Origin of the sequence: Aureimonas ureilytica, assembly GCF_001475935.1 — a bacterium.
Classification (GTDB): domain Bacteria; phylum Pseudomonadota; class Alphaproteobacteria; order Rhizobiales; family Rhizobiaceae; genus Aureimonas; species Aureimonas ureilytica_A.
The window spans coordinates 129,124-145,783 of sequence record NZ_LDQA01000008.1; the positions used below are offsets into that span (position 1 = coordinate 129,124).

Below are 16,660 nucleotides of genomic sequence, written 5' to 3' on the forward strand. Positions count from 1 at the left end.
AATCGAGGCGATGCCCGGGCGTATGGGGGTGCGGAGGCTTGTTCGTAAAGTCGGGCCAACTCTCGCGCATTGGCCGCCTTCGATCCGGCATTCACGCCGCCGCGCGACGGCTGAGAACCTTGATGAAGGCAGCACCGAAGAGGGAACGATCTTTGCGTCGTTCCGACTGATGCGGATATCTGGGGCATTCGGATGCAGGCGGTCAGATCGATGGCCTCGGACGCATCGCGTCCGGCGGTGACGTCCGGCTCGATGGATGGTTTGCTTCCAGTCGCTTACAGGCGGCGCCCCTTTCGACCGAGCACCCCCGGAATTGGGGGCCAGTATCGGCGCCCCATCGACCCGATCGAAAGCATGAGGTGCAATCCATGACGCCGGTTCAGTTCGATCGTATGCTGCTTCGGATCGTCGGCTCGCTTCTCCTCTGGATTGCGCTCGTGGTCGTGAGCTACCTTTTGTCGACGTGAGAACGGCGGGTCATTGTTCGGATTCGTGCTCTGGAAAGAGGCGCAAGGGCGGTTGGAGGACGTGTGATTCTCGATGCGATCGGGTTGCTTCTGGAGTTGCTGCTCTGTGATCCGCGCAGCGGCAGCGATCGGGTCGATTGGCGGATCAGAACGATACAGACGATCCGATGGATCGGGATCGGTCTTCTGATTGCGTTGATAAGTACGGCAGCCCTTTACGGAAGATATGAATGATCGCCTGCGCCGAGCCGCCTTCGGCGCGAGTCCACCCGCACAGGACGGCAGGCGGCGTAGACCGCCATCAGATGCGTCCGATCGCTCTGCCGCGCTGTGACCCGAACGGCGACCCCGGCTCTTAGTCCAGAAACACCCGCGTCGTCGCGGCCGCGCCCGCTGCGTCCACCACGGAGATCGTGACGAAGCCGGGTTCCCTCGGGCGCCACGTCGCCTGGCGTTCGAACAGGCCCGACAGCGTCGCCCGTCCGTCCACATACCACGTGAAGGGCGGGCGTCCGTTGCGCAGCTTGAGGCTGAGCGCTGCGCCCGAACCTGGCCCGTCGCCCAGACCCAGTTCGATATGGGCGGCGTTGGGAGGGAAGAGAATTTCAGGGCCGCCGCCCCGCGTGCCCAGGCCCTTGGGCGCGAGATGGCGCATCGCGGGGGGCAGGCGGTTGGCGCTGGTCTGGATGCCCGGCGGGGGGCCTGGCAGGCGCACCGGCGGGCCGATCCGCGCGAAGACATCGCGCATGATGGGCACCGCCACGTCCTGCCCGACGAGGCCCGGCACTGGCGCGCCGTCCGGCCGCCCGACCCAGACGCCCACCACATGCCGCCCGTCATAGGCGAGCGTCCAGGCGTCGCGATAGCCGAAGGACGTGCCGGTCTTGAAGGCCAGCGTGCCGGGCGACGTCTTGGTGGTGGAGGGCGCGCCGGAGAGGATCGAGGTGACATACCAGGCCGCCTGCGAGGACAGGATGCGCTGCCCCGCGTCCAGCTTGCCGGACGCAGCTTCAGGCACGCCGAACGCGGCGTTCTGTGCGCCGCTGCGCTCGGCCTCGATGCGTAGCGGACGCGCGACCCCGCCATGCGCCAGCCCGGCATAGAGGCGCACGAGGTCTTCCAGCGAAATGCCGAGGCCTCCTAGGCCGATGGCGAGGCCCGGCAGCGAGCGGTTGCCGAGTTCGAGTTCGGCCCCCGCGCGGCGGATGCGATCCACGAGGCGCGAGGGGCCGACGGCCGCGAGCAGTTCCACGGCGGGTAGGTTGCGCGAGAGTTGCAAGGCGCGCCGCGCCGTCAGCGTTCCCTCGAACCGACCGTCGAAATTGCCGGGATTGTAGCCCGCAAACGAGGTCGGCCGGTCGTCCATCAGGGATTCGGGATGGGCGACGCCGCGCTCGAAGGCGAGCCCGTAGATCAATGGCTTGAGGGTCGAGCCCGGCGAACGTTCGGCTTTCGTAAGATCGACATAGCCCTGCCGCGCGGCATCGAAGAGATCGGGCGAGCCGATCGTGGCTACGATCTCGCCGCTCGTATGATCGGCGACCACGATGGCGAGGCTCTGGGGCTTGGGCAGCCCCGCCACCTTCTCACGCGCATAGGCTTCGAGCCGCGCCTGAAGGCCGGCATCCAGCGTCAGGCGAAGGCGCTTGCGCCCGTCGCGCGCTTGAAGCGAGCGCTGGCGCGCACCCTCGGCCGCATGGGCGGCCAGGGTTGGCATGGCGAGCCGACGCATCGGCATGGGCTCGCGCTGGCCTCGCTCGGCTTCGCCGGGCGACAGGATGCCGAGCGCGGCCATGCGCGCGAGCACGCGGTCGCGCGCCGCACGCGCCCGCTCGGGATGAAGGTCCGGGCGCAGCCGCTCGGGGCTTTGCGGCAGTGCGACGAGCAGCGCCGCTTCCCCCGCCGTCAGGCGCTTGGGCTCATGGCCGAGCCAAGTCAGGCTCGCCGCGCGCAGGCCCTCGACATTGCCGCCATAGGGCGCGAGCTTGAGATAGAGTGAGAGGATTTCATCCTTGCCGAGCGCGCGCTCCAGCGCCAGCGCGCCCAGCACCTGCCGCCCCTTGGCCGAAAGGCTGCCGGTGGGCAGACGCTCCACGAGGCGCGCCACCTGCATGGTCAGCGTCGAGCCCCCTGATACGATACGCCCGTGCCGCGCGGATTCCAGAACCGAGCGCCCCAGCGCGATCAGATCGACGCCGCCATGGCTCTCGAAGCGCTTGTCTTCCCAGCCCTGAAGCATCTGAAGAAAGCGCGGATCGACATCGCTGACGTCAGCGGCCAGCCGCCAGCGCCCATCCGAGGCGGCGAAAGCGCGCAGCAGCGTGCCGTCCCGCGCCTCGACCACCAGCCCGGTCTCGGGTTCGCGCAGGCTCGCGGCGCGGCTTGCCACGGCGCGCTCCAGCGCCGCCCAGCCGCCAAGGCCGAGAAGAAGGAGCGCCAGAGCGGCGAGCGCAATGGTGGGTCGCGAACGGCGGGGGCGCACCGCTCGCACGCCATCAGGCGGCACGGGCTCCGGCGCGGCGGGCTGTGGGTCGCGCCGCCAAAGGCGGCGCAGCGGGCGCGTGGTCCGGCCCATCACACCCGGCCCCGGTGCGAACGCGTCCATCTGGATGACCCGGCCCGGAACGGGACGTGCGGGGCTCGACCGGCGGTAAGGCGGGCGCGCCGCAGCGCCGAAGGCGCGGCAACTTCATTCGAGGCCCTGGCGCGGCACTCAGCCGAGGCGAGGCTGGGTCGCGAGTTTTCCGCCAATCCCACGCGCCTCGCCTCAGCGCGTCGGGCCGACGATCGCGACATGGCCTTCGTCGGTGCGCCCGCGCCGCTCGGGGCGATACATATCCTCGACGCTCGCGGCGGGGTGGACGAAGCTGCCCGGCGAAAGCGCGCGCACGATATAGGCAAAGCGCATGGCGGCGGTGGACTTGGCGGCCTTATCCACCGCGACCAGGAAGCGATCCGAGCGGAACTCGGTATGAGCGGCCTCGCCGGTCAGTTCCAGAAAGTCGAGCGCGGCAAGATCCCCGCCCTTGAGGATGGCGGGATTGTCGATCGCCATGCCGGCGGGCAGCGGATCGTCGATCATCAGCCGCGCGGCGTTCTCGTCCACCGGCTGCACGTCGAGAACGGCGACGAGTCGGTCGCCTTGCGCGATCGTGGCTGGGTCCGCTTCCTCGCCCGCCAGCGTGTAATAGGTCCGCTTGATCTCGTAGCCCGAGATCTCGGCCGGGGGCGCGACCTCGGGCACGCCCGCCAGCGTGACTGCGACGGAGACCGGGGCCGAGCCACGGTTCTCGATGCGAAGGCCCTTGGCGAGGCCGGCGCTGTCGAGCGTCGAGGAATAGGAGCCCTCGACCGGCGCGCCGTCCACCGCGAGCTTGACCGGCTGCTTGGCGAGCGCGGCATGGGCGGCCAGAAGCGACCAGACGTCTTCTTGCGTCGACGTATAGCGCTTGGTCTCGCGCTCCGTCCCGATCGACTGGATCAGGGGCGTGAGATCGATGCCCTCGATGCCGGTCTCGAGCGCCAGCGTCGCCACCGCCGCTTCGTCTCTGAGCTTGGTGCCATAGTCCTGGCGATTGGGCTGGTCGGCCCCGGACACCGCGCTCGTTGCGGCCAGACGCATCAGGGTCTGCGCGCGCGTTCCATCGCCATAGAAGGAGAGGGCGGCGGCGAGTTGGGCCTTGGCGAGAGGCGTCTCGAAATTCGCCGCCTCGTTGTCGGCGGTGTAGCGCAGATCGCCGATCGCGGCCCGGCCGCTGCGAGCGAGCACGTAATAGGCATAGGCCGCCTTGGACCAATCGGGCCGGTCCGGCAAATAGGCGATCTGGTTGGCGAGATTGTCGAGCGCCAGCGTCAGCCCCTCGCCCGGCACGTCGTAACCCGCCTCCTTGGCGCGGGACAGGAAGTCCGTGACATAGGCGTCCAGCCAAAGATCGCCCGAGCCGGGCGACCAGAGGCCGAAACTGCCCGAGGAGTCCTGATTGGCGAGCACCGAGCGTATCGCCTTGCGCACGCGCTCGGCAACATCGGCCCCACGCGGCAGGCCCGCCGCCAGCGCCGTCTCATCGAGATACAAGAGCGGCAGGGCGCGGCTCGTCAGCTGCTCGGTGCAGCCATAGGGGTAAAGGTCGAGCGCGGCGAGCGTGCCCGCCACGTCGAACCCGCCGAAGCGCGTGACCGACAGCGTGGCGCGGCCGGTGCCCGGCTGGAAGCCGGCGAGAATGTCCGCGCCCAGTTGCAGCGACGCGCCCGCCGCGATCTCGAAGCGGCTTTTCTTGACGTCGCGCGGCTGGATGGAGCGCACCGGCAGCGCGAAGTTCTTGTGCAGGGTCTCGCCGCCGGGCAGCACCAGCGCAAGCTCCATCGCGCCCTCGCCGGGCGAGAGGGCGGTGACGGGCACGAGAAGACGGGCGCGGCCGTTCTCGGTGAGCGTCAGGTCGGCCTCGGCCTGATCCTCGATCCTGAGACTGCCGTCACCACCCGACAGGGCGAGATGCACCGGGCCGGCGGGGCCTTCCACATGGTTGAGGTCGATCTGGATGCGCGAGCGGTCGCCGGGGCTGAGGAAGGCGGGGCGGCTGACCTGCGCCACCACGGGATCGCGCACCAGAACGTCGCGGCTGGCTTCGCCCACGCCCGATTTGGACCAAGCGACGGCCATCAGCTTCAAGGTGCCGTTGAAATCCGGCACATCCAGCGAGACCTTGGCGCGGCCTTCGGCATCGGCCGTGACCGTGCCGGAGAAGAGCGCGACGAGATCGTCCATCGGCGGCGGGCGCGTGCCGTCCGCTCCGGCGTCGCCGCCCGAGCGCACCGAGCCCGGCGCGCCCTGCATCCGGTCGATCAGCCGCGAATAGAGATCGCGGATTTCGACGCCGAGCCGGCGCTGGCCGAAATAATAGCCCTGCGGCGAGGGCGGGGTGAAATGGGTGATGTTGAGAATGCCGACATCCACCGCCGCCAGCGTCAGATAGGCCGTCTCGCCGGGCTGGATATTGGCTATCCGAACATCGACGTCGAGCTTGCCGCGCGGCGCGATGCGCTCGGGCGCGGTGAGCGAAACGGCGAGCGCGCGCTCGCCCGGCTCGACGCCGGCATGGGAGAGACCCAGCGCGCGGCCGGGCATCTGCTTGGCGGGAATGTCCATCGGCCGATACAGGATCGCGGCGACATAGGCGCTCGGCCCCCAATCGCGCGTCACATCCAGCGTGACATCGCCCCCGCCAGCCGGAATGTCGGCGCTGACGGTTTGAACCACGCGCTCGTCCATGACGAGGATCTGAGCCTTGCCGGCAAAGCGCGGCTCGATATGAACCACGGCCTTGTCGCCGACGCTGTAGCGCGGCTTGTCCAGCGAGAGCTTCAGGATATCGGGCGTTTCCATCGACTTCGGGGCGACATACCAGCCGGCCTCGAAGCTCACCGAACTCGGCAGCGACCCGCCCTTGGGATCGTTCAACACCAGTTCGTAGCTGCCCCAGCGCACCGGCACGGTGAGGCGCGCGGGCTCGCCGGGTTTGAGGTCGAGCGTGCCGCTGCCGACGCGCTCCTTGCGCTGCGTCGGCTCGTAGTTCCAGCGCCCGCTGACGGAGTACCATTGGAAATCCGTCGAGACCTTGTTCAGCACCCATTGGACGCCCGGCCGCGCGGCGGGTGCGCCATCGGCTCCGAGCGCAATGATGTCGAAACTGCCTTCGCCGTTTTCACCGAGCGCGCCGTCGAAGAGCGGGCGAATGCCAATGCGCGGCTTGTCGCCCTGAAGCGGGCGGATAAGCGATCGCTCCACCGGCCGCCCACCGGCATCGCTGACGCGCACCTGGATGCTGGCTTGAAGGGGCTTGGTGGTGACGGGCGGCTCGAAGGGGGCGAGCGCGACGGAGGCCTTGCCGTCCTCAGCCGTCGGCTCGCCCTCGAACGGGATGCGGATCGCGGTCGGCCGGTCGTCTTCCAAGCCGAAGCGGTATCCCTTGAACCCCTCCAGCCCGTCCGTGGCGCTCAGCACCGTTTCGCCGGAAACGGCAAGACCTGCCGCCGGCGCGCCGAAGAGATAGCGCACGTCGAGCGAGAGAGCCGGGGGCGCGGCCGGGTCGATCGGCGCATCGGGCAGGGCAAGGTCGAAGCCGATCTTCTCCGGCTCGAAATCCTCCACGCGCAGGCTGGTGGAGGCAAGCGCCGGCTGCTCCGGGTCGGTGTAGAGGCCGACTGTCCAAAGGCCGCGCATCGCGCCGGGGGCAAGGGGCATATCCCAGCTGACGCCGCCTGCATCCTTGGCCTGGAGCACGGTGCGCCGGTCCTCCACCCCATCGGGCCGCTTCACGATGGCGGTGAGGGTGAGATTGTCGGCGGCCACGCCGCGACCGTCGCGCAGAAGCGCGGTGAGATGCGCTGTGTCGCCCGCGCGGTAGATGCCGCGCTCGCTGGTCAGGAACACGTCCAGCGCGCCCGCCGGCTCGCGGCCCTCCACGCCCCGATCGGTCAGGTCGAAGGGCGAGCCGGACATATCGAGAAAGGAGAAGTCGCCGCCCGCGCCGTTGGCCATCAGAAGCGCCGGCCGGTCGCCGCCCGTGCCCTTGAGAAGGCCGGGTGCGAGGCGGGCGTGGCCGGCGGCGTCGGTTTCCACGCTGCCGAGGATTTCGTTGTTGGCGGCGACGAGTTCGAGTCTCACACTCGCCATCGGCTCGGCCGTGCCGAGCGAGCGGGCGAAGACATGGAACCCGTCCGCCCCGGCGAAGCTGGTGAGGCCGATATCGGTCAGCACGAACCATTGCGTGGCGGGCGCCTCGTCGCTGCCGCGCGCGTTCTTGGCCTTCGCCGAGAGGATATAGACGCCGGGCTGGCGCTCCTTCAGGAGGGCGCTGACGGGGATGGCCGTGGTGACCTCCGCATTGGCGCTGCGCTGGACGTCCACCGCGCCGGTCCAGACTTCTTCGCCGTCCTGCGCCTTCACCTCGTCGATCTCGTAGGCGCCGAGCTGCGACAGGAAGCGGCTTGCGCCGATCGTGCGCGCCAAGGCCCGGTCGCCGATGCGCAGCACGCGCGCCTCGATCGTGTCGGTGTTGATCGAGGTGACGGGAATGGTCGCCTCGCCGCCTGCCGGCAGAACATAAGCGTTGCCGGACAGGCGCACGGACGGGTCGCGGTCGCGCACATAGACCGAGGCTTCGACATTTTTTTGCAGCGTTTCACCGCTCGCCGCCGGGATGCCCTTGCGCGCCACGATCCGGTAGCGCGCGCCGTGCTGGACGCCGGAGACGCAAATCTGCGAACCGCTGGCCGAAACCGGCAGCGTGTCGCCCCCCTCTACCCGCACATAATCGCCCGCCGCCTCGCCCGAGGTCACCGTGGGGCTGAGCGGCTCGGAGAAGTTCAGGCAGATGCGCGGCGCGGCGGCGTTGTTGTCGACGGAATTGCCGGTGATGCGGAACCCATGTTCGGCAAGTGCGGCCTCCAGGCTTTGGCGTGCGGCCGGGCGCTCGGTGATAGCAAGCGCCGCCCGCCAAGTGCGGATCGCCTCGCGCCAGTTCTCGTCGGCCGCGAAACCCTGCGCGGCGAAATCGAGGGCTGCGGTCTTCTCGCGGTCCTGCGTGGCGGTCAGATAGGCGTTGATGGCGGCGGGCTGGCGCGCTTCTGCCGCCGCCTGCGCCTGATCGCTGTCGTCCGTCGCGACCGAAAGGCTGGACAGGGCCAGCCCCAACCAGGCGCGGGACGAGGTGGGGTCGCGCCGCAGGGCCTCGCGATAGGCCGCCATGGCACTCGCGAAATCCTTGCGCTCCAACGCGGCGTCGGCTTGGCTCCAGAGCGCCGGGCCTGCGGCGATCGCCTCGTCGCGCGGCTCGTCCTTGAGCGCGAGGCGGAACTGGCGGGCGGCGTCGAGGTCGAGCGCGGTGAGGGGTTTCAGCTCGGCCAGACGCCGGCGCTCCTGCGCCTCGTTCGGGGCCTGCGCGGGCGAGGCATCGGCGATGCGCCCGGAGATGACGCCGCGCGCGGCGCGCAACTCGCCCACATCGTCCTTCAGGAAACACCAGCCCTTGGCCGTGTTGAAGGTGAAGGCGCGGCATTTGTTGTCGGCAAGGCAGGCGGTTTCGCACAGATTCTGGTCGGCATCCTTCAGGATGTCGTAATCGTGCCCGTAATAATCGGAGCCGGGCGCGGCGACGATGGCGCGCTCGACGCCTTGCGCCCACGCCGAGCCCGGCGCGCTGAGGCCCACAAACCCGCCCAACAGCACGCCTGCCAGAAGTCGCACAGCTCGCATTCTATCCGCTCCCCTCGCGAAAGGCGAGATTAGGGGAAAAGGCCAGCCGCCCGCAAGCGGACCTTACGCTGCCATCTTCTCCGGCCCGAGCGCGACCGAGACGATGCGATTTCGCCCTTCCTTCTTGGCCGCATAGAGGGCGACATCTGCTGTGCGGACGAGCGCTTCCAACTCGCAGCGATTGTTTGTGCCGAGCGTGGTGGTGACGATTCCCACACTCAACGTCACGCGGTCGGACACGGTGGATTGAGGATGGGCGATCGCCATCTGGTGGAGGCGACCCATCAAGGTCGCGATCCGCGCGTGAGCCAATTCCGCGCCAATACCGGGCAGCAGAATCAGGAACTCCTCGCCACCGATCCGGCCGCAGCGGGCGTTATCCGACGTCTCGAAGTCGAGGAACAGGGTCCCCACCGATCGCAGCGCCTGATCGCCCGCAATATGGCCGAGACTGTCGTTCAACCGCTTGAAATCGTCGATGTCGATCATGGCGACGGACAGGACGTTGTCCGCTGGCGCTTCCCGAAGGTGAAGGGCCAAAGCTTCCATCACCGCTTCCCGGTTGCAAAGACCCGTCAATGCGTCGGTATGGGCGATGAAGTGGAGTCGGTCGTGGCTCTCTTTGAGAAGGCCGGCGTTATGCGCTTCCTTCATGCGCAAAAGGGCGACGCGAAGCTGGTTGCCTGTGGAACGCCAACGATACCAGACGAAAGCGCTGCCAATGGCGATGCAATAGCAGGTGAAGAGGAGGCCGGAAGCCAGGTCCACAAGAGGATTGAGGATCTGCCCCGCCAGGAAGCTCAGTACCAGGACGAGCGAGGCCAGAACAGTCCAGAGCGTCGTCAAGGGAAGGAAGGCGACGCCCGTCGACATCCCGAAAAAGCCAATGACGACGAAGCGCTCGAAATGCGCGCCACCGGCCGCCTGCCCGGTCAGGATTGCCGCTGCCATGATCGCGCCGACGAAAAGACAGGTCGATAGTCCCTGCCACACGTTCGAGCCGAACGAGGCCCACGCGCGTAAGGCTATCACCAGAGCCACTGTCGAGAAAAGACCGTGACCCAGCAGGACGGTGCTAATGGCCTGAGGCGCGACCAGATAATCGAGCGGGATCGTCAGCCACATGATAAGGGTTGCGATGTAAAACCATTCCACGGCGACGCGCCGGTGGTCGCTCCAGAGGAGCGAGCGGCATATGGCGTCGAGCGGGGCGGAAAGACGAGGTGGGCGTGGACCCATCCGGCTTTGGGTCTCGACCTCGGGCCAGAGACCGTGTGCGTCGATCGACTGTGCGGCTTCGTTTAGAAGGAACGGCCCACGCGGGCTTTCGCTCAATTCGGCATCCGATACTGATCCGCTCTGCCTCATGCGTGAGATGCTTTGCTTCGCTCATCGTGGAGCACGAGTCCGACCCGGTCGACGCCCATGTTAAACCTTGCAGGCTTAACATTTTGCCGCATCCGGCGCGTATTCACTCGCGGGAGGCGTCCTCGGCCCACCGGCACCCCTTCCTGTCTTTGCGATGCGGCTGCGACGCGCTATCCCGCCCTCATGATGATACGACCCGCCCGCGCCGATGACCGCGCCGCCCTTCTCGCCCTTCTCCAGCCCGTGATCGCTGGAGGGGAAACCTATGCGCTCGACCGCGACATGAGTGCCGAGGCGATCCTGGACTATTGGCTTGGCGCCGAGAAGGATACCTTCGTGGCCGAGTCGGACGGTGTGGTGCTCGGCACCTACTATCTGCGCGCCAACCAGGCCGGCGGCGGGCGGCATGTCGCCAATTGCGGCTATGTCACCTCGGGCAAAGCCACAGGGCGGGGCGTGGCACGCGCCATGTGCCGTCATTCGCTGGATCATGCCCGCACGCGTGGCTTTCGCGCCATGCAGTTCAACTGCGTCGTCAGCACCAACACGCGCGCCGTCGCGCTTTGGCAGGCCATGGGCTTCGAGATCGTCGGCCGCCTGCCGGGCGCGTTCGAGCATCCCGAACAGGGGCCGGTGGATGCGTTCGTGATGTTTCAGACGCTCTGATCGGTCCGCCGGCTGAGGATCCTTGCCTGGTTCTCCCCGGAACCCGGTTCCCCTCCCGGCGTTGCCTCCTGATACCGCTCGCCGGGCGGGTGCTCCTCGTGCCGCTGTCTGGTGCTCCGGGCGCCGACGCCCGCGCGGCGTGGTTCGCGAAGGAGACATGCCGATGACGAGTCACAGCCCCGCCCTGATGCCGGCCCGGAGAGGGTCGGCGGGCAGCGCCCTGCACGGGATCGCGCTCAGTTTTCCCGTCGCGCTGTTCAGTCTTGGGCTCGCCTGCGACATCGCCTATCTCCGGACGGCCGAGATCCAGTGGACGAATTTCGCGAGCTGGGCGATCGCCGGGGCGCTCGTCTTCGGCGGCATCGTGCTGGCGGTCGCGCTTCTCGCCTGCCTCATGCGGATGCGCCGGCCCGGCGGGGCGCGGCGTCTGGCCTATCTCGTGGTGGTCGCCGCGATGTTCGCGCTCGGTCTCGTCAACGCCTTCCACCATGCGCGCGACGCCTGGAGCTCGGTCGGCACGGCGGGACTTGCCCTGTCGATCGTGACGACCCTTCTCGCGCTTGGCGCGGCTTGGATGACCTATTCCCGCCCTGCATCCTGGGAGATCGTCCGATGAGCCTGATCCTTCGCACCGGCCTTCTGAGCACGAGCCTTCTTGCCGCCGTCGCGCTCGCGGGCTGCGACTCCTCCTCCGACCCCAGCCTCAACCAGACCGGCGCGCAGCCGGACCTGCCGGCGGTGAACGAAACGCTCGTGCCGCCGATGAAGATCGCGACGCCCGCCGGCTGGAACGGGCAGGTGCCCGTGGCCCCGCAGGGCTTCACGGTGTCGGCCTTCGCCTCCGACCTGTCGATCCCCCGCCAGATGCTGGTTCTGCCCAATGGCGACGTGCTGGTGGCGGAGGGGCGCGGCGGCAACGCGCCGGCCATGCGCCCGAAGGACGTGATCGCTGGAATCATCAAGAAGCGCGGCAATTCGAGCGGCAGCGGCGGCAATCGCATCACGCTCCTTCGCGACGGCGACAATGACGGCACGCCGGAGGTGCGAACCACCTTCATCGACAATTTGAACGCGCCCTATGGCCTCGCCTTCGTGGACGGCTCGCTTTACGTGGCCGCTCAGGACGCGCTCCTGCGTTTTCCCTATGAAGAAGGCCAGACCGAAATCTCCGCGCCGGGCGAGGAGGTGACGAAGCTGCCCTCCGCCATCAACCATCACTGGACGAAATCGCTGACGGCGAGCGCCGACGGCACCAAGCTCTATGTCGGCATCGGCTCCAACAGCAATATCGGCGAGCGCGGCATGAACGTGGAGGAAGAGCGTGCCGTGGTCTGGGAGATCGACCGCCAGACGGGCGCGGCGCGCACCATCGCGCGCGGCATCCGCAACCCGACCGCGCTCGCCATCGAGCCGACGAGCGGCGCGCTCTGGGCCGTCGTCAACGAGCGCGACGAGTTGGGGCCGCAGCTGGTGCCCGACTATCTCACCTCGGTGAAGGACGGAGCCTTCTACGGCTGGCCCTACAGCTATTGGGGCCAGAATCTCGACCCGCGCGTATCGCCGCAGAAGCCCGAACTTGTAGCAAAAGCCATCGCGCCGGACTACGCGCTCGGCTCGCATGTCGCGGCCCTCGGCCTGTCCTTTGCGCGAGAGGGCGGTTTCGGGGGCTCGTTCGCGGACGGCGCCTTCATCGGCGAGCATGGAAGCTGGAACCGGCAGGATCTCTCGGGATACAAAGTCGCCTTCGTGCCCTTCCAGAACGGGCGTCCCTCGGGCGAGCCGGTGGATTTCCTGACCGGCTTCCTGACGGGCGACGGGCAGACGCGCGGCCGCCCGGTCGGGGTCGCCTTTGATCCCGCGCGGCGCATTCTGCTGGTCGCGGATGACCTGTCCCACACGATCTGGCGCGTGTCGCAAGGGCCGCAGGCGCAGGCGGCCCTGTCGCCGTGATGCAGGTCGAAGGGGCTGGCGAACCCGTTTGCCGGCTCTAGAAACCCGGAGGCGATGCGAGCGCGGAGGGAGGAGCCTCGTCTCGCCCACCCTTCGTTACGATGTCAGCTCCAGCCAGACGGCAGGTCTCTTCCCATGAAGCTTTTCGGATCGTCCTCCACTCTTTCCGTCGCCGACCTCGTGACGCATACGCTGGCGGCTGCCGGCGTCGAGCGCATCTGGGGCGTGACGGGCGACAGTCTCAACGCCATCAACGACTCGCTGCGCCGTTTGGGGGCCATCGAGTGGATGCATGTGCGCAACGAGGAAGCCGGGGCTTTCGCGGCCGGGGCGGAGGCGGCGGCCTCCGGTAAGCTCGCCGTCTGCGCGGGAAGCTGCGGGCCGGGCCATCTCCATCTGATCAATGGGCTCTACGACTGCCATCGCAACCGCGTGCCGGTTCTGGCCATCGCCTCGCATATCCCGTCCAGCGAGATCGGGCTCAACTATTTCCAGGAAACGCATCCGACCGATATCTTCCGCGAATGCAGCCATTTCTGCGAGATGGTGCAGGACCCCGCGCAATTGCCCGAGCTTCTGCATCGGGCGATCCGCACCGCGATCGGCGAGCGCGGCGTGGCGGTTCTGGTTCTGCCGGGCGATGTCTCGATGAAGGAGGCCCCGGCCAACGCGCGCGCCGAGATGCCCAGGCTCGCCCGCCCGCGCATCGTGCCGGACGCCCATGAGATGTCCCTGCTGGCCGCCCGGTTGAACGGCTCTGGCGCGGTGACGCTGCTTTGCGGCGCGGGCGTGGAAGGCGCGCATGACGAGGTGGTGGCGCTGGCCGACGCGCTGGCCGCACCCATCGTCCACGCCTATCGCGGCAAGGAATGGATCGAGTGGGACAATCCGTTCGATGTCGGCATGACCGGCCTCATCGGCTTTTCGTCGGGCTATCATGCGATGATGGAGTGCGACACGCTCCTGATGCTCGGCACGGACTTTCCCTATCGCAATTTCTACCCCGAAAAGGCCGAGATCGTTCAGGTCGATCGCGACCCCTCCGCGCTCGGCCGCCGCGCGCAGATCCATCAAGGCATCGTCGGCGATGTGAAGGAGGTCGCCGCGCTGCTTCTGCCGATGATCGAAGGCGGGCGCGACCGAAGCTTCCTGGACAAAGCGCGCGAGCATTATCGCAAGGCGCGCGAGGGGCTGGACGATCTCGCCACCCCGCGCGAGGGCGAGACGCCGCTGCATCCCCAATATGTCGCCGCGCGCATCGATGCCTTGGCGGCCGAGGATGCGATCTTCACCGCCGATGTCGGCACGCCCGCCGTCTGGGCGGCGCGCTATCTCACCATGAACGGCCAGCGCCGGCTGATCGGCTCGTTCAATCATGGCTCCATGGCCAATGCCATGCCACAGGCACTCGGCGCGCAATCGGCCTTTCCCGGTCGGCAGGTCGTGTCGCTCTCGGGCGATGGCGGGCTCACCATGCTGATGGGCGATCTTCTGACGGCGGTGCAGATGAAGCTGCCGGTTAAAATCGTCGTCTTCAACAACAACACCCTCGGCTTCGTGGAAATGGAGCAGAAAGCGGCCGGTTATCTCGACACCAACGTCTCGCTTCAGAATCCCGACTTTGCCGCCATCGCGCGCGAGATGGGCTTTCACGCCGAGCGCGTCACATCCTCGGCCGCGCTCGATGGCGCGCTGAAAGCGGCTTTCGCCCATTCCGGCCCGGCACTTCTGGATGTCGTGACGGACGGTCTGGAACTCGCCCTGCCGCCCAAGATCAAGGCGCAGCAGGCCGCCGGCTTCAGCCTCTATTCCACCCGCGCCATCATGAACGGGCGCGGCGACGAGGTGGTGGAACTCGCCCGGACCAATCTTCTGCGTTGAGCCGTCCCGGTCTGGCCAAACGGTCAGCCGACGATAGATTGGAGGCGGTGAACACGCCGGGCGGGTGGGGACTACGCGTCCGGCGATTGGCGATGAACGGGCGGCCCGTCGCGCTGTGACGGGATCGAAGAGGGTGGAGACGATGCGAAACTTCTGCCGGGCTGTCGCGGCGTGTATGGCGCTTGCAGCGGTGGGCAGTCTGGCCGGCTGCAAAGACGAGAGCAAGGGCTCGGCACAGGCCGGTGTGTCCGCAACGACGGCGGACACGGCGGAGCTCGCCAAGTCCAACGCCTATATCACCGCCGCCAATGTCGGCGGCCGGACATTCTCCAACGCGCTCGACACGTATCAGCAAACGATCGCACCCAAGCTTGCCAAGCAGAAAGCGCTATCGGACTACGCGGTCGTTCCACCGCTCAAGGTCTCGCAGATCCAGACGCGCCTGCAGACAGCCATCGCCTTGAAAGGCTCGATCCCCGAACTCGATCAGGTGGCGCGGGACTTTGCCGCGGCGATCGATGCGTTCGTGCCCGTGAACAACGGCTTGGCCAATTATGCCGAGTCCAAGGGCTTTCTGGCCGATGGGGGCGCCAAGGCGCGCGAGGGCGATGCCGCTTACGTGGCTTCCCTGTCGCGTGTGGCCGAGGCCGAAACGAAATTCCTCGACCAGATCGAGGCGCGCGACGAACGCTTGGTTCGCGAGGCGTACGAGGCAGCGCCCGAGGGAAGCGTCGAACGATACCGCGCCGGCATCATTCTCTCCGGCAAGAAGGCGATGAACGAGGTCGTGACGGTTTTCACTGAGCCGTCCAACACCGCAGCGCGCCAGCAGTTCGCCAGCCACCTCGATGAGATGGCGGGGATGGTCGAGAAATGGGATGCGGCCGTGCGAGCGAAAAAGCCCGAGGGCTGCGCGATACTGCAAAGCCGTTTCAATTCGGTGATCGCGGGTGGGCGCAAGGCCGTTCAAAACGCCGAGCAGGGGCGATTCAATCGCGATGCCGGAGCGCCACCGGTGGGCCTTCAGTTCGAGTTCAGCATCCTGCAATCGAACTTCGCCAGTATGATCAACGAACTCAACAGACCCTTCTCCTGCTGATGGTGGGAAGCGTCGCAGAGCCCTGCTTCTCATCGCACAGGGGAAGGATCAAAGGCCTCGGCGACCTCGCGCGCGGTTTGCGCGACATGGCCATTCTCGGCATGCTCACGTGCGTGCCCGTCGGCGCGGCCAGCGCGAGCGAGGCTGATGACTTTGCGTATCTCCGGTTGGAGCAGGTCGAGCGCATCCAGACCGCGATGCTGGATTTCGCGGCGATGGAGCCGCCCATCCTGGAGGTCCGCGACAGTCCGGAGCGCGCGGCGTTGCTGCGGCGAGGTCGAGAACTTGCCGAGGCGATTTTCGATCCCGTCCGCACGATGGAAGAGATGGCATCTGCCCTCGGCGTCGTACCGACCGACGTGCCGGAACGGATCGACGCCATTGCGGAGCGGATGCAGGCGCTGGACATCCGACCTGATGCGCCCGACGAGAGCGTGGGCGCGAGCGAGACGACACGATCCGATAAGGCGCGGATCGACGCCGTCAGCGCAGCCATGGCGAGCCCTGAACTCGTCGCGGAAACCCGCGTGACCGGGCGGCGCATCAAATGGCTTTATGAATCGATCCTCGGTGGACGATGCGACGAACTGCGCGCTCTGTCAGCGCGGGACGTGGAGGCCGGCATCGCGAGCGTTCTCGCCGACACACGCGCAGCCGATGGCGTGCCGACGATCCCGCCGCTGCGCGGCGATCTCGCGCGAGAGGCCATGCGTGGACACCTGCGCACCATCCTCTCGCGTCTTCCGGACGGCGATGTCGCTGCGCTGTCCGATTTCTATACCAGCGAGGCGGGCCGCCAAAAGAAAGCGGCTCTCCTTCAAGCCTTCCGCGAGCGCAACGACGCGAACGGGCGGGCGTTCCTGCGCCAGCTGATTGAGGACGCGCGCAACTCACCATGACGCCTTCGATTGCGAAGCTCTTTCGGGGCACTCCCCTGTCGAAGAGACGCACGCGCCGAACGGCTTTCTCCGGGGG

At 67.6% G+C, this 16,660-nt stretch carries 9 protein-coding genes; 6 read left to right on the forward strand and 3 right to left on the reverse strand.

Going from position 1 to position 16,660, the window contains the following annotated elements:
- Positions 1-822 precede the first annotated feature (822 nt).
- The 3 genes from pbpC to NS365_RS02880 all read right to left on the reverse strand — a co-directional run bounded on the left by pbpC (position 823) and on the right by NS365_RS02880 (position 9,876).
- Positions 823-3,072 (reverse strand): penicillin-binding protein 1C, encoded by a 2,250-nt coding sequence (gene pbpC / locus NS365_RS02870; protein WP_244498340.1) that lies wholly within the window; start codon positions 3,070-3,072, stop codon positions 823-825.
- Positions 3,073-3,234: 162 nt separating this feature from the next.
- The gene (locus NS365_RS02875; protein ID WP_058598770.1) at positions 3,235-8,721 is read right to left on the reverse strand and encodes an alpha-2-macroglobulin family protein; all 5,487 of its coding nucleotides are present in this window, start codon (positions 8,719-8,721) and stop codon (positions 3,235-3,237) included.
- Positions 8,722-8,784: 63 nt separating this feature from the next.
- Positions 8,785-9,876 (reverse strand): GGDEF domain-containing protein, encoded by a 1,092-nt coding sequence (locus tag NS365_RS02880; protein WP_193753368.1) that lies wholly within the window; start codon positions 9,874-9,876, stop codon positions 8,785-8,787.
- 396 nt (positions 9,877-10,272) lie between these two features.
- Between NS365_RS02880 and NS365_RS02885 the strand changes: the two genes are divergently transcribed.
- The 6 genes from NS365_RS02885 (at position 10,273) to NS365_RS02910 (ending at position 16,584) form a co-directional block, all read left to right on the forward strand.
- Positions 10,273-10,755 (forward strand): GNAT family N-acetyltransferase, encoded by a 483-nt coding sequence (locus tag NS365_RS02885; RefSeq protein ID WP_058598772.1) that lies wholly within the window; start codon positions 10,273-10,275, stop codon positions 10,753-10,755.
- A 163-nt stretch (positions 10,756-10,918) separates the two neighbouring features.
- Positions 10,919-11,371, forward strand: a complete 453-nt coding sequence (locus tag NS365_RS02890; RefSeq protein WP_244498341.1) for a DUF2231 domain-containing protein — start codon at positions 10,919-10,921, stop codon at positions 11,369-11,371.
- Positions 11,368-12,705, forward strand: coding sequence for a PQQ-dependent sugar dehydrogenase (locus NS365_RS02895; RefSeq protein ID WP_193753369.1), 1,338 nt, complete (start codon positions 11,368-11,370; stop codon positions 12,703-12,705). The genes NS365_RS02890 and NS365_RS02895 overlap by 4 nt, the downstream gene beginning before the upstream one ends.
- A 135-nt stretch (positions 12,706-12,840) precedes the next feature.
- Positions 12,841-14,586: a ubiquinone-dependent pyruvate dehydrogenase gene (gene poxB / locus NS365_RS02900; protein WP_058598773.1), complete on the forward strand. Its 1,746-nt coding sequence runs from the start codon at positions 12,841-12,843 to the stop codon at positions 14,584-14,586.
- A 175-nt stretch (positions 14,587-14,761) separates the two neighbouring features.
- Positions 14,762-15,685, forward strand: a complete 924-nt coding sequence (locus NS365_RS02905; protein ID WP_058598774.1) for a DUF3829 domain-containing protein — start codon at positions 14,762-14,764, stop codon at positions 15,683-15,685.
- Positions 15,686-15,771: 86 nt separating this feature from the next.
- On the forward strand, positions 15,772-16,584 hold the full coding sequence (locus tag NS365_RS02910) for a hypothetical protein (protein ID WP_153003627.1): 813 nt from the start codon (positions 15,772-15,774) through the stop codon (positions 16,582-16,584).
- Positions 16,585-16,660: the final 76 nt, after the last annotated feature.